The organism is Flavobacterium sp. 123 (assembly GCF_003634825.1).
Taxonomy (GTDB): domain Bacteria; phylum Bacteroidota; class Bacteroidia; order Flavobacteriales; family Flavobacteriaceae; genus Flavobacterium.
Map to the genome: position 1 here is coordinate 1,571,133 of NZ_RBXD01000001.1, position 21,885 is coordinate 1,593,017.

At 31.7% G+C, this 21,885-nt stretch carries 20 protein-coding genes and 1 tRNA gene; 7 read left to right on the plus strand and 14 right to left on the minus strand.

Translation table 11 applies throughout. The features are described from left to right. The first annotated feature begins 79 nt into the window (after positions 1-79). Both C8C88_RS06960 and C8C88_RS06965 read left to right on the plus strand, forming a co-directional pair. Positions 80-4,345, plus strand: a complete 4,266-nt coding sequence (locus C8C88_RS06960) for a gliding motility-associated C-terminal domain-containing protein (RefSeq protein ID WP_121337413.1) — start codon at positions 80-82, stop codon at positions 4,343-4,345. Positions 4,346-4,363: 18 nt separating this feature from the next. Next, positions 4,364-5,251, plus strand: coding sequence for a type IX secretion system membrane protein PorP/SprF (locus tag C8C88_RS06965; RefSeq protein WP_121337414.1), 888 nt, complete (start codon positions 4,364-4,366; stop codon positions 5,249-5,251). A 70-nt stretch (positions 5,252-5,321) separates the two neighbouring features. Here the strand turns inward: C8C88_RS06965 and C8C88_RS06970 are convergent, their stop codons facing one another. Next, positions 5,322-5,762 (minus strand): retropepsin-like aspartic protease, encoded by a 441-nt coding sequence (locus C8C88_RS06970; protein ID WP_121337415.1) that lies wholly within the window; start codon positions 5,760-5,762, stop codon positions 5,322-5,324. A gap of 127 nt (positions 5,763-5,889) precedes the next feature. On the opposite strand from C8C88_RS06970, the gene C8C88_RS06975 reads away from it, so the two are divergent. The 4 genes from C8C88_RS06975 to C8C88_RS06990 all read left to right on the plus strand — a co-directional run bounded on the left by C8C88_RS06975 (position 5,890) and on the right by C8C88_RS06990 (position 9,038). Beyond that, the gene (locus tag C8C88_RS06975; protein ID WP_121337416.1) at positions 5,890-6,669 is read left to right on the plus strand and encodes a TatD family hydrolase; all 780 of its coding nucleotides are present in this window, start codon (positions 5,890-5,892) and stop codon (positions 6,667-6,669) included. Positions 6,670-6,734: 65 nt separating this feature from the next. Then, positions 6,735-7,871 (plus strand): 1-acyl-sn-glycerol-3-phosphate acyltransferase, encoded by a 1,137-nt coding sequence (locus C8C88_RS06980; RefSeq protein WP_121337417.1) that lies wholly within the window; start codon positions 6,735-6,737, stop codon positions 7,869-7,871. Beyond that, positions 7,861-8,889: an asparaginase gene (locus tag C8C88_RS06985; RefSeq protein WP_121337418.1), complete on the plus strand. Its 1,029-nt coding sequence runs from the start codon at positions 7,861-7,863 to the stop codon at positions 8,887-8,889. The genes C8C88_RS06980 and C8C88_RS06985 overlap by 11 nt, the downstream gene beginning before the upstream one ends. 64 nt (positions 8,890-8,953) lie before the next feature. Next, positions 8,954-9,038, plus strand: a tRNA-Ser gene (locus C8C88_RS06990). Between the two features lie 50 nt (positions 9,039-9,088). Here the strand turns inward: C8C88_RS06990 and rffA are convergent. Next, a complete protein-coding gene (gene rffA, locus C8C88_RS06995) occupies positions 9,089-10,219 on the minus strand; it encodes a dTDP-4-amino-4,6-dideoxygalactose transaminase (protein ID WP_121337419.1) in 1,131 nt (376 codons plus the stop codon). Between rffA and C8C88_RS07000 the strand changes: the two genes are divergently transcribed. Further along, entirely contained in the window at positions 10,219-11,124 is a 906-nt protein-coding gene (locus C8C88_RS07000; RefSeq protein WP_121337420.1) for a hypothetical protein, read from the plus strand. The genes rffA and C8C88_RS07000 overlap by 1 nt on opposite strands. A 1-nt stretch (position 11,125) precedes the next feature. On the opposite strand, the gene C8C88_RS07005 is transcribed toward C8C88_RS07000, so the two are convergent. The 12 genes from C8C88_RS07005 to asnB form a co-directional block, all read right to left on the minus strand. Further along, positions 11,126-11,692: a GNAT family N-acetyltransferase gene (locus C8C88_RS07005; protein ID WP_121337421.1), complete on the minus strand. Its 567-nt coding sequence runs from the start codon at positions 11,690-11,692 to the stop codon at positions 11,126-11,128. Further along, entirely contained in the window at positions 11,647-12,552 is a 906-nt protein-coding gene (locus C8C88_RS07010) for a glycosyltransferase (RefSeq protein ID WP_121337422.1), read from the minus strand. Before C8C88_RS07010 ends, C8C88_RS07005 begins: the two co-directional genes overlap by 46 nt. 15 nt (positions 12,553-12,567) lie before the next feature. Beyond that, positions 12,568-13,572, minus strand: a complete 1,005-nt coding sequence (locus tag C8C88_RS07015; protein ID WP_121337423.1) for a ketoacyl-ACP synthase III — start codon at positions 13,570-13,572, stop codon at positions 12,568-12,570. After that, entirely contained in the window at positions 13,559-13,813 is a 255-nt protein-coding gene (locus C8C88_RS07020) for an acyl carrier protein (RefSeq protein WP_121337424.1), read from the minus strand. Before C8C88_RS07020 ends, C8C88_RS07015 begins: the two co-directional genes overlap by 14 nt. 32 nt (positions 13,814-13,845) lie before the next feature. Next, on the minus strand, positions 13,846-14,832 hold the full coding sequence (locus C8C88_RS07025) for an NAD-dependent epimerase/dehydratase family protein (RefSeq protein ID WP_121337425.1): 987 nt from the start codon (positions 14,830-14,832) through the stop codon (positions 13,846-13,848). Positions 14,833-14,914: 82 nt separating this feature from the next. Beyond that, positions 14,915-15,760: a phytanoyl-CoA dioxygenase family protein gene (locus tag C8C88_RS07030; protein ID WP_147403443.1), complete on the minus strand. Its 846-nt coding sequence runs from the start codon at positions 15,758-15,760 to the stop codon at positions 14,915-14,917. 10 nt (positions 15,761-15,770) lie between these two features. Beyond that, entirely contained in the window at positions 15,771-16,655 is an 885-nt protein-coding gene (locus tag C8C88_RS07035; RefSeq protein ID WP_121337427.1) for a hypothetical protein, read from the minus strand. After that, on the minus strand, positions 16,656-17,558 hold the full coding sequence (locus C8C88_RS07040) for a hypothetical protein (RefSeq protein ID WP_147403444.1): 903 nt from the start codon (positions 17,556-17,558) through the stop codon (positions 16,656-16,658). Then, a complete protein-coding gene (locus tag C8C88_RS07045) occupies positions 17,539-17,982 on the minus strand; it encodes a hypothetical protein (RefSeq protein ID WP_147403445.1) in 444 nt (147 codons plus the stop codon). The genes C8C88_RS07040 and C8C88_RS07045 overlap by 20 nt, the downstream gene beginning before the upstream one ends. A 5-nt stretch (positions 17,983-17,987) precedes the next feature. Further along, positions 17,988-19,163: a hypothetical protein gene (locus C8C88_RS07050; RefSeq protein ID WP_121337430.1), complete on the minus strand. Its 1,176-nt coding sequence runs from the start codon at positions 19,161-19,163 to the stop codon at positions 17,988-17,990. Continuing rightward, positions 19,153-20,091 (minus strand): NAD-dependent epimerase/dehydratase family protein, encoded by a 939-nt coding sequence (locus C8C88_RS07055; RefSeq protein WP_121337431.1) that lies wholly within the window; start codon positions 20,089-20,091, stop codon positions 19,153-19,155. The genes C8C88_RS07050 and C8C88_RS07055 overlap by 11 nt, the downstream gene beginning before the upstream one ends. 13 nt (positions 20,092-20,104) lie before the next feature. Next, positions 20,105-21,877, minus strand: a complete 1,773-nt coding sequence (gene asnB, locus C8C88_RS07060; protein WP_121337432.1) for an asparagine synthase (glutamine-hydrolyzing) — start codon at positions 21,875-21,877, stop codon at positions 20,105-20,107. Positions 21,878-21,885 lie beyond the last annotated feature (8 nt).

Consider the following 21,885-nt stretch of genomic DNA (forward strand, 5'->3'; position numbering starts at 1 on the left):
TATAGTTTTAACATAGTTCCTATTTTATCTTCAAAAATAATTCAATTCTATATTTGAGAATAATTAAATAACTAATATTATGAGAAAAATTACTTTAACTTTTTTCCTTTTTTTATTTGAAATAGGTTTTTCACAAAGTGCCCCTATTACATTTGAATCTGGAGAACCTGGTTCAACATGGACGTTTACGACATTTGAGAATGGTGGTGGATTAGGATATGAAAAAGTAGCGAATCCTGATGCATCTGGAATCAACACCTCTGCAACAGTAGCTAAATTTACAGCACTTACTACTGCTGCAGGAGCAGCACCCTGGGCAGGATGTGAAACCAAGCATGGTTCTGATATTGGAACTTTTACGTTGTCTACTAGTAATAGTACGATTAAAATCATGGTATGGAAATCGGTTATCAGTGATGTTGGGATAAAATTTGCCATTGCAAATGGTGGTGCTCAGCCAGAGATTAAAGTAGCAAATACAAAAATCAACCAATGGGAAGAATTGACTTTTGATTTTTCAGGAAAAATTGGATTGTTTGAGACAATTAATATTGACCAAATAATATTTTTTCCAGATTTTCAGGCAAGGACTACAGAGAATGTTTGTTATTTTGACAATGTAACTTTCTCTGCAAAAACAGGAACATCAGGTGGAACAACAACAAGTACATCCCCTACTTTACCAATGGATTTTGAATCATCAACAATTGCTTATTCATTTGTCGATTTTGATGGAGGTTTAGCAACTAAAATTGCGAACCCACATAACACTGGGATCAATACTAGTGCAACTGTAGCACAAATGGTAAAAGGCGCAGGACAACCTTGGGCAGGAAGCAAAATAGTACTGGCATCACCAGTAGATTTCACTACTAATAAATTATTCAAAATAAAAGTTTGGTCACCAGTAGCTGGTAAAAAACTATTATTAAAATTTGAAGGAGCAGGAGCAGCATTCGAAAAAGAATCAACAGGAGTTACCGCTGCAAATGCATGGGAAGAATTGAGTTTTGATTTCACCGGAGTAGCAGGAGTAAACAACTTGAATGACAATATGGTTTTCATATTTGATTTAGGAACAGTAGGAGACGGAAGTTCTAATTCAACGTATTTATTTGATGACGTATCTCAAACTACTGTTTCAGGCGGAACAGGAAGTACATTAACACAAATGAGTTTGCCAACCACTTTTGATGACGCTACGGTTGATTACGGACTAATTGGATTTGGAGGAGCGGAAGCATCGACAGTAGTAGTTGACCCAACGTTGTCCACAAACAAAGTAGTTAAGGTAATCAAATCAGCTACAGCGGAACTTTGGGCAGGAACTACCGTTTCGGCCGCAGCAGGATTAGGATTTAGTAGTGCGATACCATTTAGTGCAACCGCTACAAAAATGAATGTTAGAGTATGGTCGCCAACTGCTGGAATTCCAGTTCGATTAAAAGTAGAGGATCACAATGACAATACACATACAGTAGAAACAGAAGCTACAGTAACTACGGCTTCGGGATGGCAAACTTTAGAATTCAATTTTGCTAATCAAGCAGCAGGAACTGCGGCATTGAATTTAGCCTTTGTATATGATAAAGCTTCTATATTCTTCAACTTTGGAACAACCGGAGCAGTAGCTGGAGAAAAAACGTACTACTTTGATGATGTTGCTTTTGGAGCAGCGGCGCCAACAACAAGTACATCCCCTACTTTACCAATGGATTTTGAATCATCAACAATTGCTTACTCATTTGTCGATTTTGATGGAGGTTTAGCAACTAAAATTGTGAACCCCCATAACACTGGGATTAATACTAGTGCAACTGCAGCACAAATGGTAAAGGGCGCAGGACAACCTTGGGCAGGAAGCAAAATAGTACTGGCATCACCAGTAGATTTCACTACTAATAAATTATTCAAAATAAAAGTTTGGTCACCAGTAGCTGGTAAAAAACTATTATTAAAATTTGAAGGAGCAGGAGCAGCATTCGAAAAAGAATCAACAGGAGTTACCGCTGCAAATGCATGGGAAGAATTGAGTTTTGATTTCACTGGAGTAGCAGGAGTAAACAACTTGAATGACAATATGGTTTTCATATTTGATTTAGGAACAGTAGGAGACGGAAGTTCTAATTCAACGTATTTATTTGATGACGTATCTCAAACTACTGTTTCAGGCGGAACAGGAAGTACATTAACACAAATGAGTTTGCCAACCACTTTTGATGACGCTACGGTTGATTACGGACTAATTGGATTTGGAGGAGCGGAAGCATCGACAGTAGTAGTTGACCCAACGTTGTCCACAAACAAAGTAGTTAAGGTAATCAAATCAGCTGCAGCGGAACTTTGGGCAGGAACTACCGTTTCGGCCGCAGCAGGATTAGGATTTAGTAGTGCGATACCATTTAGTGCAACCGCTACAAAAATGAATGTTAGAGTATGGTCACCAACTGCTGGAATTCCAGTTCGATTAAAAGTAGAGGATCACAATGACAATACACATACAGTAGAAACAGAAGCTACAGTAACTACGGCTTCGGGATGGCAAACTTTAGAATTCAATTTTGCTAATCAAGCAGCAGGAACTGCGGCATTGAATTTAGCCTTTGTATATGATAAAGCGTCCATCTTCTTCAACTTCGGAACAACTGGAGCAGTAGCTGGAGAAAAAACGTACTACTTTGATGATGTTGCTTTTGGAGCTACAACACCAGTTGTAACTGCTCCAATCACAGCTGCACCAACACCTCCAGCAAGAAATGTTGCTGATGTAAAATCAGTTTTCAGTGGTGCATATGCAGATATTGCTGGTACAAGTTGGAATGAAAACTGGGGGCAGTCTACTGTTTCGGAAGAAGTTTCGATTGTTGGCGATGCTACAAAAAAATTATCAAATCTTAATTACCAAGGCGTTGTTCCAACAACAGGAATTGATGCAACAGGAATGACGCAATTGCATTTGGATATTTGGACACCAGATTGTACTGCTTTTGATGTTTATTTGATTAATCCAGGACCAGTAGAACAAAAAGTTACATTGACACCTACCTTATCAGGTTGGAATAGTTTTGACATCAACTTGTCGGATTATACAACTATAGCATTGAATAATGTATTCCAATTCAAGTTTGTATCACCAAATGAAAACAGTACAGTTTATCTTGATAACATGTATTTCTATAAAGCAGCCACAACACCAGTTGTAACTGCTCCAATCACAGCTGCACCAACACCTCCAGCAAGAAATGTTGCTGATGTAAAATCAGTTTTCAGTGGTGCATATGCAGATATTGCTGGTACAAGTTGGAATGAAAACTGGGGACAGTCTACTGTTTCGGAAGAAGTTTCGATTGTTGGCGATGCTACCAAAAAATTGTCAAATCTTAATTACCAAGGTGTTGTTCCAACAACAGGAATTGATGCAACAGGAATGACGCAATTGCATTTGGATATTTGGACACCAGATTGTACTGCTTTTGACGTTTATTTGATTAATCCAGGACCAGTTGAACAAAAAGTTACATTGACGCCTACATTGTCAGGCTGGAATAGTTTTGACATCAACTTATCAGATTATACAACTATAGCATTGAATAATGTATTCCAATTCAAGTTTGTATCACCAAATGAAAACAGTACAGTTTATCTTGATAACATGTATTTCTATAAAGAAGCAGGAGTAGAACCGATAACGGGGATTCCAACGAATTTGAACTATGGAGGTAATTTGCGATTCGAAATAAATAAAGATGTATTTTCAGTAACACCAACAGTCACGGCTGATCCTTTCCCAACGTTTAGCATCACTCCAGAATTGCCTAAAGGAATGAGCTTTGATACAGTTTCGGGTTCAATTGTTGGAAAACCAACAGAAGAGAATGCGCCAGTTAGTTACACGGTGACGGCAACTAATTCTGTAGGGTCACAACAGTTGACTTTTACAATTGAAATTTTCAATGATGATCATGATTTTGATGGTATAAATGATGATATTGATAACTGCTCAGAATTCTACAATCCAAACCAAGAAGATTTAAATAATGATGGAGTAGGAGATATTTGTATTGAAGAAGAGCAAGTTAAAGTTGCACAAGGATTCTCTCCAAACGGCGATGGTAAAAATGATGTATGGATTATTAAAAATGTAGAAAATCATCCAAACACTCAAGTGACCGTTTTTAATAAAACAGGAGCGGAAGTATTTTCATCAAGAGACTACAAAAACCTTTGGGACGGATCTTATAAAAACACCGGAAAAATTGTTGCTGCAGGGTCTTATTTTTATCAAGTAGATTTAGGCGGGGATGGTTCGGTTGATTTGCAAGGTTGGATTTATATCGCTAATTAATTTTTAAAATATCATATCATGAAAAATATATTCTATCTGCTGACGGCAGTAATACTTCTGTTTAGTAGTTCACTTTTAGCACAACAGGCCAATAACTTTGCTTTCTATAAAAATCAAATGAATGTTATCAATCCCGCTTATGCTGGGATTGATAATAAAACTCTAATTACAGGATCAATACGATCACAATGGACAGGAGTTAAAGAAGCGCCAAGAACACAAGCCGTTTCTTTTGGAACGTCTATTGGTAAAAATTTAGGTTTTGGAATTTCTGTAATGAATGAAGAAACGTTTATTGAAAAACTAACCTCAGTTGGAATTGATTTATCTTATTTAGTAAAACTGAGTGAAGCAACTGATTTGTATTTAGGAATCAAAGCTGGAGGAAATTCTTTTAATGTTAATTCATCAGGATTAGAATTGTATTCTGTTGATGTAGATCCAGCATTTGCTTCAATCAATAGTTTTAGTCCTAATGTGGGTGTTGGAGCGGTTTTGAAAGGTGAAAAATATTTCCTGTCTCTTTCTGTTCCCAAATTAATTTCATTTAAAGATGTTAAAAACAGCGATGGTTACGCTATGGTTAGTACTAATAGATCGCAGCTTTATGCAAGTGGAGGCTATGATTTTAACTTAAATCCTTCAGGGACATTAATTTTGAAACCTTCTTTTATGGCAAGATATACTTCGGCTGCGCCTATTTCTGTTGATTTGAGTACGATGTTAATGATAAATAATAATTTTGAAGTAGGCGGTATGTATAGAACGGATCAAGCTGTTGCAGCAATGGCAAGCATTACTTTAAGTAAAAAACTTGTAGTAGGATTTGCCTATGAAGTTAGTTCAAGAGCTGAATTAGCAACTGCTAAAAGCACGAATGAAATAGTAGTTCAATTTAAATTTTAATTTTTGTAGTAAATAATAATTTGAGTTTTGTTTCTGAAGCCGTTTAAATTTATTTTGAACGGCTTCTTTTTTATTTCAATAAATATAAATAGCGGTTGTAGTAATCCACAATAGCTTTGCCTTTTGTCAAAATATCGGCGCCAATAATACCGTGAACGGGTTTTGATTTGTGCTCAATTAATGCTTCATTAACATGAGTTAAATCAAAAATCACAATATCAAAATTGTTGTTTTTCCAAGTGCCCAATTGAAGTTCGTTTTTTGTTGCTATTTGAGTCAACATTCCCGTTGCTCCAGCTCCAGAAGCTTTTGTTTTTGAATTTTTTGCTTCCAATAAAAACAAAGCAATACTTTCAAAACCAACACAACTGCTCGAAGCACCTGTGTCCAGAATAAAATTTCCTTTTACACCATTTATTTTTGCTTTTATAAGCAAATGCTGTGTTTTAGTAATTTTAAATTTAATTTTTTTGTAATTCTCTTTTTGGAGAATATGCTGAAGGTCTTTCATTTATTCGATAGCAATTTTAACAAATATACATGGAGTTTTTTAGTTTGTAAATAACTTCAGCAATCTTTACGGAACTATTTTTACAACTAGTTTTATTCCTGTAAATTTGTGCTCTTAAATTATACTCTTGAAAACAAAAACAATACTTACAGATACCCATACTCATTTATATTCAGAGGAATTTGATCAGGATAGAAACGAAATGATACAGCGTGCTATTGATGCTGGAGTTTCACGTTTTTTTATTCCTGCTATCGATTCAACTTGCACAGAATCCATGTATGATTTAGAAAAAAAACATCCTGAAAATGTGTTCCTAATGATGGGTTTGCACCCTAATTATGTAAAAGATAATTATGAAGAGGAATTGGAGCATGTAGCAAATGAATTGGCTAAAAGAAAATTCTATGCGGTAGGAGAAATCGGGATTGATTTATATTGGGACAAAACCCATTTGCCCCAACAACAAATTGCATTTAGACAACAAATTCAACTCGCTAAGCAATACAAATTGCCCATTGTGATTCATTGTCGAGAAGCTTTTGATGAGATATTTGAGATTTTAGAAGAAGAAAAATCAGAAGATTTGTTTGGAATTTTTCATTGTTTCTCAGGAACCTATGAACAAGCTTTACAAGCAATATCGTATAATATGAAATTAGGAATTGGCGGAGTTGTTACTTTCAAAAATGGTAAAATCGACCAATTTCTTAATCAAATAGATTTGAAACATATTGTTTTAGAAACGGATTCCCCTTACTTAGCACCAATCCCTTTTAGAGGCAAAAGAAATGAAAGTAGTTACTTGATAAATGTTGCGGCAAAGTTAGCTCAGATTTATAATCTTTCAGAGGAAGAAATTGCTTCAATAACAACTGAAAATTCTAAAGTTATATTCGGGATTTAAACTAGAATTTACGATAAATTAATTTTTTTTTTGTTCTTTTGTTACCAATAAAATTGAAAATCAAAATGCAGAAATTTGACGCTATTCGACCATTTTACGATACTGAAGTAAACGAAGCACTTCAAAATGTTATCCATCATCCAATGATGAAAGCATTAATGAATTTTACTTTTCCAGAATTAGAAGATGATGTTTGGAAAGAACAACTAAAGAAAACGCATTCTATTAGAGATTTTCAATGTAATTTTATTTATCAATCTGTTCAAAAGATACTCGAAAAAAGTTCAGAAGGATTGACTACTTCAGGTTTCGAAAACCTAGAAAAAAACACTTCTTATTTGTTTATTTCTAACCATAGAGATATTCTTTTAGATACAACTTTATTGAATGCTTCCTTGTTTGAGCATGGTTTTGTAATGACCGCTTCGGCTATTGGAGATAATTTAGTTAAAAAAGCATTTTTGAGCACCTTAGCTAAATTGAATAGAAATTTCTTGGTTTTGAGAGGATTAACGCCAAGAGAGATGTTGCAAAGTTCTAAATTATTGTCAGAATATATCGGACAGTTATTGTTGCACGAAAATCGTTCGGTTTGGATTGCTCAACGCGAAGGAAGAACTAAAGACGGAAATGACGAGACAAATCCAGGGGTGTTAAAAATGATTGGAATGGGATCTGACGAAGCTAATTTGATGGATTATTTCAAGAAAATCAAAATTGTTCCCGTTTCTATTTCTTATGAATATGATCCTACTGATGTTTTGAAAATGCCTCAGTTAATGGCTGAAGCAAATAATGAAATTTACATCAAGGAAAAAAATGAAGACTTCATGACTATCCTTAGTGGCGTTATGGGACAAAAGAAAAGAATCCATATTCATGTTGACAAAGTTTTAGATGCTGAAATTGATACAATTGTTGCTGAAAATGATAATTCTAACAAACAGGTTCAGGCTTTAGCACAAGTTATTGATGATGCAATATTGAGCAATTACAAGCTTTGGCCAACAAATTATATTGCATACGATATTGTAAATAAAACAAACACCTACTCGCATTTATATACTGAAAACGAAAAATCACTTTTTGAACGCCGACTTGAAATGCGAATAGATCATGACAATCCAGTTGCTTTGGAAGGATTTTTGGCGATGTATGCAAATCCAGTTGTCAATAAATTAAAATATACTCATGCCCTCTAAATCCAAAATTCTTTTGATTTATACCGGTGGTACCATTGGTATGAAAAAAGATTTTCAAACAGGTGCGCTTAAGGCATTCAATTTTAGTAAACTGCTTCAAAGAGTCCCAGAATTGAAATTGTTAGATTGTGAAATTGAAACAATTTCTTTTGATAATCCCATAGATTCCTCCAATATGGATCCTGAAAACTGGGTTCAAATTGCAACTATTATTGAAGATAATTATGAATCATTTGATGGATTTGTAGTTCTTCATGGCTCAGATACAATGTCATATTCTGCTTCTGCTTTGAGTTTTATGCTTGAAAACGTATCGAAACCAGTTATTTTTACTGGCTCACAATTGCCTATTGGTGATTTACGCACCGATGCAAAAGAGAATTTAATTACCGCTATTCAAATTGCTTCTTTACGTGAAAACGGAAAACCAGTTATCAGTGAGGTTTGCCTTTATTTTGAATATAAATTATACAGAGGAAATAGAACAACCAAAATAAATGCAGAGCATTTTAATGCTTTTGGTTCGCCCAATTATCCGTTTTTGATTGAATCCGGAGTCCATTTAAAAGTGAATTTAGAGTTGCGATTACCTCTTATAAGCAACATGAATTTGAAAGTTCACAAGAATTTTGATACCAATGTGGTTATTGTAAAAATGTTTCCTGGGATAAGCGAAACGGTTTTATCAGCGATTATCGCCATTCCAAATCTTAAAGGAATTGTTTTAGAAACCTATGGTGCTGGAAATGCACCAACAGAAGATTGGTTTTTAGATCTTTTGAGTGAAGCTGTGAAGAAAGGGTTGTATATTGTCAACGTAACGCAATGCTCAGGCGGAAGCGTACATATGGGGCAATATGAAACAAGCACAGGTTTGAAAAAAATTGGTGTAATTTCTGGAAAAGATATTACTACAGAAGCGGCAATCACAAAACTAATGTATTTATTAGCACAGAATATTGATCCAGCCGAGTTTAAAACTATCTTTGAAACTTCCTTACGAGGGGAAATAGTATAATAATTAGATTTTACTTTCTTAGCTCGGTTTTTTTTAAGTTATTTGCAGACCAAAATAGAAAACTAGAGAGGTGGCCGAGTGGCTGAAGGCGCACGCTTGGAAAGCGTGTTTATGGCAACATAACGTGGGTTCGAATCCCATCCTCTCTGCTAAAACTTATTCAAAACCCATAAAGCATTTGTTTTTATGGGTTTTTTATTTAATTTTTGAAAAAATCTTGAATGCTAGAGGTAATATACCTAATTTCATCAGGAATTAGTTCACTATGAAGCGGCAGTCGCAATAATCTTTGAGAAATATCTTCGGTATTGTTTGATCCAAAATACCTTCCTGTTTTTAGTCCCATATTTGTTTTATGTAAAGGGATGTAATGAAATAATGCTTCTATATTTTTTTTATTCAAATAAATAATTAATTCTTCTCTTTCCTTTTTTGAGTTTAAAATGATGTAAAATTCATGAATGTTTGTAGAGACTAAAATTTCAGGTATAAGCCTTAATTTATTCGATTCTTCTAATTGTTTTAACTCAGCATAATATAAAGAAGATAAATTAATTCTAAGTTTTAGAATGTCTTCGGACTGGCATAACTGTTCATTTAAAAAAGCTGCATTCAATTCGTTCATTTGATATTTAGACCCAATGTCTACCCATTCATAATAAGGTATTTCTCCTTTTTGGAACGCATTTCGATTAGTTCCTATATGATAAATAGTGTACGCTCTTTCTTCGAAATTTTTATTGTTGACTATTAAAAGCCCCCCTTGGATTGCAGTAATATGTTTGGTGACATCAAAACTAATTACGCCAAAATCTCCGATACTGCCTAAAGGTTCTTCCATGTGATAGCTACCAAAACCAACAGCAGCATCTTCAATTAAAATTAAATTATATTTTTCACAAATATTTTTTAAAGCAGTCATATTGCAAGAATGACCAGCATAATGCATAGCAATAATTGCTCTCGTTTTTGGAGTTATTGCTTGTTCAATTAGAGTTTCATCAATATTTAGTGTATTAGGATTGATATCAATAAAAACAGGAACTCCTCCTTTACTTACAAAAGCATTTGCAGTTGAAACAAATGTAAATGAAGGCATTATGATTTCATCACCAGATTGAATATTAATTAACGAAGCAATCATTTCTAAGGCACCTGTTGCAGAGTGTGTTAAGAATAATTCTGATTTTGGATAAATATTTTTAAGTTTGTCTAAGCAAAGAGTTGAAAAATGTTTTTTTCTAATTAATTCATAATCTGAAAATAGTAGTTCTAAATTTTTTGTATAATTGCATGACTTTCGGGTATTATTAAATAAAATTTTTTTCATTGACTCATCTTATACATATAATTAACCCCGTAAAAGTAGATAAAAATTCTGATTTGTATTATGCTCAACCTATTACTTTTGAGAGCATTTTAGTAGCCAAAAACTTTTCTAAGCATAAAGAAAAAATAACTTTATGTACGACACAATTTGAAGAAGATAGAAGTTTTATTCCAGAAGGATTTATACAACTTTCAAATTTAAATCAATCTGTTTTAGATGTCAATTTAGATTTAAAAACACGAAAATTACCTCTTATTAAAGATATTCTAAATAAAATTAAAGAAATTGACCCTTGCGATTATTGTATTTATACCAATGTAGATATTGCATTAATGCCTCATTTTTATGACACTGTTTTTCAGTATTTGGAGAAAGGTCATGATGCTATTGTAATAAACCGTAGGCGTTTGTCAAATAAGTATACTAAAGTTGAAGATTTACCATTAATGTATGCTGACCTTGGTAAATCACATCCGGGATTTGATTGTTTTGTGTTTAAAAGATCACTTTTGGATGCTTTTATTTTAGAATCTATTTGTGTTGGAATTTCTTTTTTAGAAGTAACTTTAGTTCATAATCTTTTTTCTTTTGCAAAAAAACCACTTTATATTCCAGATGCACATCTTACTTTTCATATTGGTATGGATGTATTAGTTCCTAGAAAAAATAATTTTTACAAACATAATAGGTCTGTTTTTTTTAAAACAATTTATCCTAAATTAAAACCTTACTTTCTGCTCAAAACTTTTCCATATGGAACTTTAACTTTTCCAAATCGGATGATTAAATGGATGTTAAATCCAAGCTTGTTCACAATGAATTATTTAAGTCTTGAAAAAAAGAATATACTTCAGGTTATAAAAGCATATTTAGATGAGATAAGATGGCGTATTTTACAACGCTAAATTAGTATAGTAGTTGAATCAACTTAGGTTTAATATCAAAAAAAGTAGTGTTCATTATTTTCCAAATAGTAAATTCTGAATTAAAAGGGTTGTCTTCTGTAAAACCAAGAAGTTGATTGTATTTTATAGCATTACTATTACTATTTTTTACTTTGGCGTAAATAATTTCAAGTTCCAAAGTAGTAAAAGCATGATTTAATAATAGTAGCGAAGCACCTAAAGTAATTCCAGTCCCATTAAAGTCATTGTTTCCTATGAAAATTCCAGCTTCGGCAGATTTTGTAGTATTATTTATTTGGTTGAGATGAATCATTCCAATTTGATCATTCCCTTTTTTTATGATATAATATGCTGAATTTGAATTCTGAATTTTTTTAAACCAATCTAACTGTTCTTCTCTAGAAATTATCTTTTGGTAATCCATAAACTGATTGACTTGAGTTTGATTTCTCCAAATTCGAACAGTTTCAATGCTTTCGATGTTCAACGGTTCTAGGGTTATTCCATAATCTTTTAATTCCATTATTCCAGAATGATTACTTGGTCTAATTTGTTTTGTGAGATCCATATTTTACGAATGTATTCGCCTATGATTCCTAATGAAAGCAAAATCATTCCTGTTGAAAAAAACAGAGCTACAATTAATGATGAATAACCTAAAGGTACGTTATTTGCAATTTTATTGTATGTAAAATAAAACCCAAACATAAAGAAAACAATAGCCATTACCAGACCAAAACGAGTAATAAATCGTAATGGAATTGCCGTGTGAAAAAGTATAATTTTCAAAGCAAATTTAACGAGTTTCCAGGTGCTATAATTAGACTGACCTTCTTTACGGCTAAAATGATTTACAAGACAAGAACTTTGGTTTTTTGCAATTTTTGTTAAGTATTCATCAATAAAGATAATACTCGTTACACTGGTGTTTTTGAATGTTTTTGTGACTTTTGATTTCATCAACCGAAATGAAGTAACCATATTATAATTCAATCCTGCTAAACGTAAAATTCTTTTTAGCAAACTACTCCCGAAATTACGAAAAGCAGCATGTTCTTTCTTTTGATATACACCATATACTAAATCTATATCTTCATGTATGAGCATTTTTAATAAATTCTCAAGTTCAAATGGGTCATGTTGTAAATCATCGTCAATAGTCGCTACATAAGGAGCTGAAGACTTGCTTAACCCAACAGCAGTTGCTGTGTGTTGTCCGTAGTTTTTGGCTAATTGTATGAGCTTATATTCGAATGCTTTTGGCTCCGAAATAATTTTTTTAATTGAATTATCGTTACTACAATCATCTACAAAAATGACTTGAAATTTATAAGTAGTTTCATTTGCCCATGAATTCAATCGTTCAATCAACGAACTGACGTTTAACGATGAATTATAAACAGGGATAACAATATCTAAGTCTATCATAAAATAAGTATTGTATTATATTTCCTCAGGAACTGAGCAAAATTTTGGTTCAAAAGGAATTAATGCTGATGCCAATGAAAAACCAACACCAAATCCAGATAACAATATCCAGCCAGAATTTGTAATTGTCTTGTTCCAAATCGAACCTAATGTTAGTGGGATACTAGCAGATGCTGTATTGCCAAATTCATACAGACTACTTGGTACTTTTTCTATGTTTAGTTTTAATTTTCTACTTATGGCGTCATTGATTACTTTATTGGCCTGATGGAACACATATAAATCAGGAAATTCAACATCTTTTTCAGCAAATTTTAATAACTCTAAAATATTATTAGGAACTAGTTTTAAGGAGTAATTAAAGACATCAATACCATTAAGTCGCATGTATTGATTTTGATCTTCCATTTTTTCAGTAAAAATAGCTTTTTGGCCACTACCTTCTGTTTGAAGATTGAAATAACCCGATATAGCCGTTTTGTCATCCATCATTTCTATTCCAATTACAGATACTGCATCCGAGAATATTGGTTTTACAGATCGATCTTCAGCATCAATTAATTGTGAAGAAATATCTCCACAACATAAAATGGCTCTAGCATTTTTCTTTTCTAATGAGGAAATTAAAGTGTTTACAGTATGAAGTCCGTAAACAAATCCTGAGCAACCTGAATTGATGTCATAGCTTAATGTGTTTAAAGGAAAAGCCATATCTCCATGAAGTTGACAAGCGATGGAAGGGATTGCAATCTGAGGTGTTTGTGTGACGCATATTAAAACATCTATGGAACTAGTATCCCAATTTAATTGTTCGAGTAATCGTTCAATCCCTTTTTTGTATAGTTCTTTTACGTTTTGTTTGTAGTTTGCTTTTCTTCGAAAGCGGATTCCGGTATGTAAAAGTATAGCTTCTCTATCTGTTTCTGATAATAAATCTAATTGTAAATTATCTTCAGTATTTTTTGGCACAATTGAAACTATGCCAACAATTTTTGAGCCTCTTGTTTTAGATAATGCCATTTGATCTTGAAATAACTATTTGGTAAATATCATCTAATGTTTTTGCAGAAGCTAAATCAGTGGACGAAATCAAAACATCAATTTCTTCATTGATTCTAGAAATATAAAGTAAAGCAGTCAAAGAACTCCATGTCGAAATATCTCTAAAGTTAGTTTCAAACGAGATTGATTCTTCGGGAACCATTAATTCTATTGCGGTAAAATTTATAAAATCTTTTCTTTTACTTAATGATGAATTCATTGTGGCGTTATTTTTTAATTAAAGGTATTGAATTAATTTAAATCTATTTTTTTCTGAATCCAATCGTAAGTGGTTTTCATGCCTACTTCTAGATTATTTGTGGGTTGCCAATGCAATAATTTTTCTATCATTCTATTGTCTGAGCTACGACTTCTGACTCCTTGAAATCCTTCTATGTTTTTTATGTGTAGCTTTTTGCCTGAAATACCGATAACCATTTTTGCTAAATCGTTTATTGAAATCATTTCTTCAGAACCAATGTTTATTGGGTATTCAACAGGACTTTTTATTAGTTTAAGTAGTGCATCAATACAGTCATCAATATATAGAAAAGATCGTGTTTGCATACCGTCGCCCCATATTTCTATAGTTTCACCTTCTTTAGCTTTTATTACTTTCCTGCAAATAGCTGCTGGTGCTTTTTCTTTTCCTCCTTCAAAAATACCTTCTGGGCCAAAAATATTATGAAAACGCGCTATTCTGATGGAGATATTATAATTTCTTTTGAAAGAAGTGTATAATCTTTCAGCATAAAGTTTTTCCCAACCATATTCACTATCAGGATTTGCAGGGTAAGCGCTTGATTCTTCACAATTTGTATTTTCTGAATCGGTCTGGTTATGTTCGGGATAAATACAGGCAGACGATGCGTAAAATAGAACTCCTTTAAATTCTTTTTTGACAACGGCATTCAAAATATTTAGATTTATCATACTCGAATTATACATTAAATCAGCATCATTTTTTCCTGAAAAAACATATCCTGCACCTCCCATATCTGCGGCTAGTTGAAAAATATAATCATACGTTTTATTGAAAATTAAATCGACTTCTGTCGAATTACGAAGATCATTAATAAAATATTCATCCGCAATATGTTCAGAGAAATCAGGATATTTTAAATCGACTCCAGTGATATGACAATTCATAGGTTTAAGTCTTTTAATTAGATTTGTCCCTATAAAACCACCTGCGCCAAGAACAAGTACTTTTGTTTTTTTATTAAATAAAAGATCCATTAGTATAAAATCAAATTTAAAGATTCATTAATTTACCTTTGCAAAGGTATGCAAGAGCCTATCAGTTTTTAGTATTAGTAGGCTATAATTTTCTGCCAAACAATTTATTTAATAGGCTCGTATTTTTTTTAAAAGTTTTCATGAAATTTTCTTCCGAAACAGTATACTCCTCACTAAAATCGATTTGTTCAAGAATATTAATTTCTGGTTTAATGCCTGCATATATTTTTTTTATTTCATTCTGATAGAAATTTTTATCTGCAATAACTACATCTATTTTATCCCCATTTTTCAGGTAATGGATAGGGGTAGCCTCTTTAGAAATTACACTAACTGTTGCTACTGGTCTAAGTGTACTTGTATAATTAGGTTTTGAACCATGGAATACATTGTGAGCAAAAACAACAGCTGTGCCTTTTTTGACAGGAACAGAAATTAATTGTTTCTTCACAGTTTTAAAATCGAGGAACAACGGTCTTATATTTGATGAGCGTATGGATTTAAACCAATTATTGCTTTTAGGTATTATCTGTAAGCATCCATTTGATTCGTTCACATCAAGAAGTGGACACCAAACACAACAGGATAAATATTTTTCTTCATCAATTACATTCCAATCTTGATGGAGTGATGATTCACTTTTTTCACCTGTTCCTTTTACGATAAAAACGCCACCGTCTGGAATAAAATTAGCAAAATGTTGCTCTAATGAAGGTTGGAAAATGCCTTTTAAAAAATGATCAATCTTTTCATTCAATTCAAGATCTCGGTCTTTTATATTAGTATAAATTTCTTCAAGATTTTCAATATTCAATGAATTATATAGTGATGTCAATTTTTCAATATCTTCATCAGATAGAAAGTTAGGGATAATTATGAATCCATTTTTTCTAAATAATTCTTCTGTTTTTTTAGATTTAAATAACATAATTTTTAATTTAATTTTTTTCAAACAGCATACAAAATTTCCAAGTTAAAAAATACAGGTAATTACTGACGGTATTTTTATTAAAAATTTTTCTTTTAAATAAGTAGTTTGGAAAGTGTTTTTTTAATGAATCAACATAGTTAATATAGCTTTTATGCCAATAATTTTCAGGTTTTGAAAATTCAATTAAGCTTAGTTCTGCAAAATGAATGAAAATTAAATTAATATTGTTTTTAGCTAATTCATGAGGGTAATTTGTATAATTCCATCCAGCAAGATTACAACCTCTATGTTTAATAATTTCAACATCATCAAAAAGAACAGGAACTAAATCTAAATACTTTTGATCGTCAAACAAACCTCTCCAATATGTTTTTTTTATGTTATATAAACAACAATTTGCCCACCAATTTAGGAATGGAATAGCCTTTGAATTAACGCCAATAAAACCAGCATTATATAAACCAACACGAAAGTTAGCTTCTAGCCAATTTTGATTTTTTTGTGGACTCGCTTCATAAAAATGAGGAGTTAATAAGACGGCTTTTTTTTCTAGTTTTTCAAATAAAAAGGAAAAATCATTAAAAAAGAAAATATCATTATCAACATAAATTACTTTTGAATATTTTCTTAACAGAAAAGTCAAAAAAACAGGTTTCAATGCCCATCTTAATTTGTCTTTATTCTTATATTTTGATATTATTTTTTTTCCAATTTCATCTGTCAAATTTTTCAACGAAAAAAAGTGGATGTTTTGTGGGATTTCAGTAGTATTGTCCGGACTTCCGTCAATCAGTAAAACATGTAACACCCCGCCAAATGGCGCAATACTGTCTGCTAAAGCGTATGTTTTATATAAGTGAGAAACGGTTGATGTGGTACAAAAGTTTGACATTTAATTGGTTTTAGAGAAATTGAATTTAGGATAACACATCGCTAATTTCTTGTAGAAACTTTTCAATATAACCCATATGATATACAATGGGTTTACCATAAATAATAACATGGGTATTAAAATGGAAACAATTGCAATATCCATTACAATGTAAATTCCCAAATGCATTAAAATAAGGAGCAGACCATAGACCAAAGCACTTTTTTTATTTTTGATGGAGAGTAGTGCAAATAGTTCTAAAAAAAGGGAGGTGCCTAATAAAAAGCTAACAATTAAAGGATGATTTTCTATAAAAGCTACCATATTTTCTGCTTTGCTTACCCATTTTGTGTCACCATCAGTTACATACACGGTATAAAATGATTTTAAAATTTGTAGTGTAATTCTTTTGCCATCATGTATCCAAAAAATACCAGAATGAAATAATTTTGATAAAGCCGAAAGCGTATAGCCAGCAGCAATTACTTGAACCGAAAATTGAATTCTATTTTTTTTAATATTGGACTTACTATCATAATGATATAATAAATAGGCCAAAAATTGAGCGAAAAACACAAAAGTAAAAAGGCTATTCCTGTTTAGAATACCATTAGATTCTTCAATTGTAAATAATAGTGTGCTGATTATAAAAATAACCAAACAAGTATATATTTGTTTTATTTCCAATATGTAAAATAGGGAGGCTATAATTATCACTAGGATTAAAGCATATTTTGTATAACCATCTAAAAATAATTCGCAAGGGATTAGTTTACAAATTCCTTGAGGCATAGGAATTGTTTGATAGGAATTAAGTACCATTGAAGCAAGAATAATCCATAGGGTGATGAAAATTATTTTTATAAAGTTCCACTCTAAATTTGTATACTTATTGGTGTAAATTTTATTCAAAATTTCTCTCATAAATTATTTTATTTTGTTGTTTTATGGTGTCATTTTGATAAAAAAAGTAGATTCTATGTAAAGCAATATTTGAATATTTTGCCGATTTATTATTCAATGCTATTAAATCCATCATTTCTTTGCCAATCGTTTGCAATTCTTTGTCGGATTCCATTCCGTTTCCATATAATATTTTTTTTGAGCTACAAACAGAGTAGTATGTATGTCCCATCTTTCCACCAGTAGTTTGAAATTGTTCAGCAGGGATAAGCTTGTCATTTTCATCCGCTAAATAAAAAGCATACGACCAGTTAGGAAAAGAACTATACATCGGGAAGCAAGAAAAAGGATGCGTTTCTCCAATTATAAGTGAAAAAAACATATAAAATAAAGCTATCGCAATGAATTTATATTTAATAATGAATGTTAAAAAGTGGCTCTTCATAATGTTTATAATTTCGTTTCAATCCATTGCCAAACACTCCAGTCTTTTTTACCCCAATTATGATATACATGAATGAAATTTGGATTGTAAGAATTTTTAAAACCGTCATCGCTGATTAAATTATCAGTTGCTTTTAAGGCTAATCCACTGTTGTGATAATCTGCTAGAAAATTCCATTTTTTTGATAAAGTGGGCTGGTTTTGTAATCCAAATTCCCAGACAGTTGCTATCAAAGTTCCTTGATCTCTAGTTTTCCAATTGGGTAGAGTAAAAATATGTACTGTTTTTTGATGCCATGATTCCAAAAAATCAGCACTTGAATCATTAAATAAAAAAACACCACCGTTCCAATGTTGCCAGTTTTTATCTTTAATAATAATCCCAAAAGTATTTCTAATTTCGTCAATTAAGTGTTCACATTGATCTTCCCACAAGTTTACTCCATTGGTATTAATCCATTTATGGTTCCACCATTTGTATTTAAATCCAGTTTCTTTTTCAATTTGTTTTATAGGGAAATCATATTTAATAATTTCATTATTTTGGTTAAACCAAGTCTTCGATTTTCTATTGTAGTAAAATTCATCATTTAATTTAAAAATAGGATACGAAAGAAAATATTGAATACCAGTTTTGATTTTTTTTAAGTAGGAATTCTGCAATTCGTTGAACATAAAATCTAATTTCCGAGATTGTTCTACTAGTTTTATATCTGATATTAGAATGTTTTTGTCGAATTTTTTTTGCACTGAGGAGAAAGTTTCTCTATCCGTTTTCCATTCGTTGGAGCAACTGCAGTTTACCGCATAAGCACTAAATTTTTTTATTTTACAATGATCTGGTGCAAATGAGATTGGTGATATATATTGGTTAAATATAGCATCACAATCAGTATTGATAGCAACAACATCAGTATCAAGATAACAGTAATTATTTCCTTTAGGTAAGAATTTAGGCAAGCCAGTTTTTAAATAAATACTAGCTTGATGGTGATTATAGTTTTTAGGAGTTTCAATATTGATTATGGAATCATGTTCAATAGCGATTTCATTTCTTGCCTCATCAGTAACAATATAAATAGGACATTTAGAATATTTTTTCAAATAGGCTAATGAAAAATGAAGAGTGGCAATATGTTCTTCTGCGCCACACACTACAAATACAAATATATTATTGTTCATATTGTTCTTTTTTAAACCAATCAGTCATTTCTTTTACTCCCTCTTCAATAGCACATTGAGGTTTAAAATTGATGTAATTTTCTAATTTTAAAGTATTGCTATGGGTAAATTCCAATTCGTTTTTGGGCAAAGGGGCTGATTTATAAAATAGTTCTTTGTCAAGTGCCTTAGCAATTAAATCAGCATATTTTTTAACTGAAATTGGACTTCCATATCCAATGTTGAATATTTGATGGGTGCCTGTTTTTTCTTCTTGGATTTTTTCTATTAGTAATTCAATTGATTTTACAATATCACTTACATGAGTAAAATCTCTAAATATATTGCCTTCGTTGTATAATGTAATCGATTTTTCTGATTGTATCGTTTTCATGAATTTATAAGCGGCCATATCTGGTCTAGTCCAAGAACCATAAACAGTAAAAAACCGAAGACCAATAGCTGTGATTCCAAATTGTTTACAGTAGTTTTCAATCATAATTTCCCCCATTTTTTTTGTTGTTCCATAAAATGAAAGTTGATTTTTAGTTGCTGATTCTTCATCCATTTCTGCTTGATTTGGATTGTAAACAGAGGAGCTGCTAGCATAAATTAAATACTTAACTCCATTTTTTTTGCATTGTTCGAGTACATTAAAAGTGCCGTTAATATTTGTATCGATGTATTTTTTTGGATTATTTAAAGAACCTGAAATACCAGTTTCGGCAGCAAGATGAATAACTACCTCAGGTTTTATTTTTAATTTTTTCAAAAAGGAATTTTTTATATCTCCTTGTTCGATATTGATTAGCTTGGAGCTGCGGATTGTTGCAGCATAATTATTTTTATCTAATAAATCGATAGCTGTTATCTGATGCTTTTTTTCTAAGTGTTTTTGCAAATGATAGCCTATAAAACCTGCTCCTCCTGTTATAAATATTGATGCCATTGTATTTATTTATTTATATTCCCCATTTTTGAAACCATTTTTCCATGATTAAAATTTTCCAAAGTTTCCAGTTGTATTCTTCTTTAAACAAATCATCTATATAGGACTGGTTTATAATTTTATATTCAACTAATTTGCTGTTTTTTAGTTCGGATTTATAATATTTTAAATCCATATAATACGCGTCAGGACCTACGAAACCTTGTTTTTTTCGTTCCAGAATTTCGTTAGGAAGGTCCTTTTTTATGTTTTCATATAGTAAATATTTACTTTTTTCTTTTTTATAGTATTGATTTTCTTCTAAAGAAAAAACAGTTTCAAACAGCTCGTGATCTAAAAAAGGAACTCTTACTTCGAGTGAATTTGCCATGCTGGCACGGTCAATTTTTGTTAAAACTAATTCACCCATAAAACATTTTATATCTAAATATTGTATTGATTTTAATGGGCTTAATTTTGAATTAAAGTTTTTTCTGTAAAACCAATGTACATCTTCAGGTATGAATGAATGTAAATTAGGATGTAACATTTTTTGTAATTCCTTCTTGTCAAACCATCCCATTGCCATCGCTTTAGCATAGAAAGAAACGGTGTCAACAGGTTTTAATTTGATTTTTATTTTAGATAAAAGATGCTTGGGGTTATTCAATTTATAAAAATCATGTTGCCACGTGTATCCACCAAAAATTTCATCGGCACCTTCACCACTTAATACTGCCTTTACACTTTTTCGAGCTAATTGGCTCACCATAAATGTTGGGACAATTGATATGTCAGCAATGGGTTCATCGTAAACATCAGCCATTTTATTAACTAAGTCTAGGCTTGAATTATCAGCTATTACGGCTTCATTACTTATGTTTAAATGTTTGGCAACAATTGACGCAAATTGATGTTCACTCTTTTCCCATTTGCTAAAACCTATTGAAAAAGTTTTAGGATTGTAATTGCTTTTTTTGAGATAAGATACAATTGCGCTACTGTCATAACCACCACTCAAAAAAGACCCAATGGGCAAGTCAGCGCGGATGTGTTGCTTTATTGAGTTAATAAGGATAGAATTAATTTTAGGAATTAAATTTTCCTCTTTTGCAACTGTGTTTTTTGACGAAAGTTTCCAATATTCATGTAATTTTTCGTCTAATGTAAGCGTGTTTATTTCTAAATAATTTGCTGGAGGTAGTTTTTTTATGTCTTTCCAAATGGTTTTAGGGGATGGAATGTATCGATAAACAAAATAGTCCGCAAAGGCGCTAAAATCGATTTCTTTTTTTGGGATTTCGGATGCGATAATAGCTTTTAGTTCCGAACCAAAAACAAGATTTTCAGCGTTTTTAAAATAATATAATGGTTTGATTCCAAAACGATCTCTTACTAAAAACAATTTATTTTGTCTTTCATCCAATAAGGAAAAAGCAAACATTCCTTTTAATTTATTAATAAAATTAATTCCCCAGGTTTGATATGCAGCAATAAGAACCTCAGTGTCAGTCTGGGTTTTAAATTGATAATTTTCTTTTAATTCTTCTTTTAATTCTAAAAAATTATATATTTCACCATTGAAACTAATCCAGATATTCTGTTCGACATTGCATAAAGGTTGTTTTCCTAAAGGACTTAAGTCTAAAAATGATAATCTTGTGTGGCCTAATGCAACAGTATTATCTTTAGAATAAAAAACGCCAAAATCATCAGGACCACGATGCTCAAGTGTAATTAACATTTGACCAAATAGTTTTTGATTAACAGCTGTTTTTGTACTAATATGTCCTAGGATTCCACACATATATCAAT

Bases quoted from the DNA above. Each gene is read 5' to 3' on its own strand.
- C8C88_RS06985 (WP_121337418.1), top strand. From the start codon at position 7,861: ATGCCCTCTAAATCCAAAATTCTTTTGATTTATACCGGTGGTACCATT.
- C8C88_RS07005 (WP_121337421.1), bottom strand. From the start codon at position 11,692: ATGGATCTCACAAAACAAATTAGACCAAGTAATCATTCTGGAATAATG.
- C8C88_RS07015 (WP_121337423.1), bottom strand. From the start codon at position 13,572: ATGGCATTATCTAAAACAAGAGGCTCAAAAATTGTTGGCATAGTTTCA.
- C8C88_RS07035 (WP_121337427.1), bottom strand. From the start codon at position 16,655: ATGTCAAACTTTTGTACCACATCAACCGTTTCTCACTTATATAAAACA.
- C8C88_RS07030 (WP_147403443.1), bottom strand. From the start codon at position 15,760: ATGTTATTTAAATCTAAAAAAACAGAAGAATTATTTAGAAAAAATGGA.
- C8C88_RS06970 (WP_121337415.1), bottom strand. From the start codon at position 5,762: ATGAAAGACCTTCAGCATATTCTCCAAAAAGAGAATTACAAAAAAATT.
- C8C88_RS06960 (WP_121337413.1), top strand. From the start codon at position 80: ATGAGAAAAATTACTTTAACTTTTTTCCTTTTTTTATTTGAAATAGGT.
- C8C88_RS07025 (WP_121337425.1), bottom strand. From the start codon at position 14,832: ATGGATCTTTTATTTAATAAAAAAACAAAAGTACTTGTTCTTGGCGCA.
- C8C88_RS07020 (WP_121337424.1), bottom strand. From the start codon at position 13,813: ATGAATTCATCATTAAGTAAAAGAAAAGATTTTATAAATTTTACCGCA.
- C8C88_RS07055 (WP_121337431.1), bottom strand. From the start codon at position 20,091: ATGGCATCAATATTTATAACAGGAGGAGCAGGTTTTATAGGCTATCAT.
- C8C88_RS06965 (WP_121337414.1), top strand. From the start codon at position 4,364: ATGAAAAATATATTCTATCTGCTGACGGCAGTAATACTTCTGTTTAGT.
- C8C88_RS06980 (WP_121337417.1), top strand. From the start codon at position 6,735: ATGCAGAAATTTGACGCTATTCGACCATTTTACGATACTGAAGTAAAC.
- C8C88_RS07040 (WP_147403444.1), bottom strand. From the start codon at position 17,558: ATGAGAGAAATTTTGAATAAAATTTACACCAATAAGTATACAAATTTA.
- asnB (WP_121337432.1), bottom strand. From the start codon at position 21,877: ATGTGTGGAATCCTAGGACATATTAGTACAAAAACAGCTGTTAATCAA.
- C8C88_RS07010 (WP_121337422.1), bottom strand. From the start codon at position 12,552: ATGATAGACTTAGATATTGTTATCCCTGTTTATAATTCATCGTTAAAC.
- rffA (WP_121337419.1), bottom strand. From the start codon at position 10,219: ATGAAAAAAATTTTATTTAATAATACCCGAAAGTCATGCAATTATACA.
- C8C88_RS07045 (WP_147403445.1), bottom strand. From the start codon at position 17,982: ATGAAGAGCCACTTTTTAACATTCATTATTAAATATAAATTCATTGCG.
- C8C88_RS07050 (WP_121337430.1), bottom strand. From the start codon at position 19,163: ATGAACAATAATATATTTGTATTTGTAGTGTGTGGCGCAGAAGAACAT.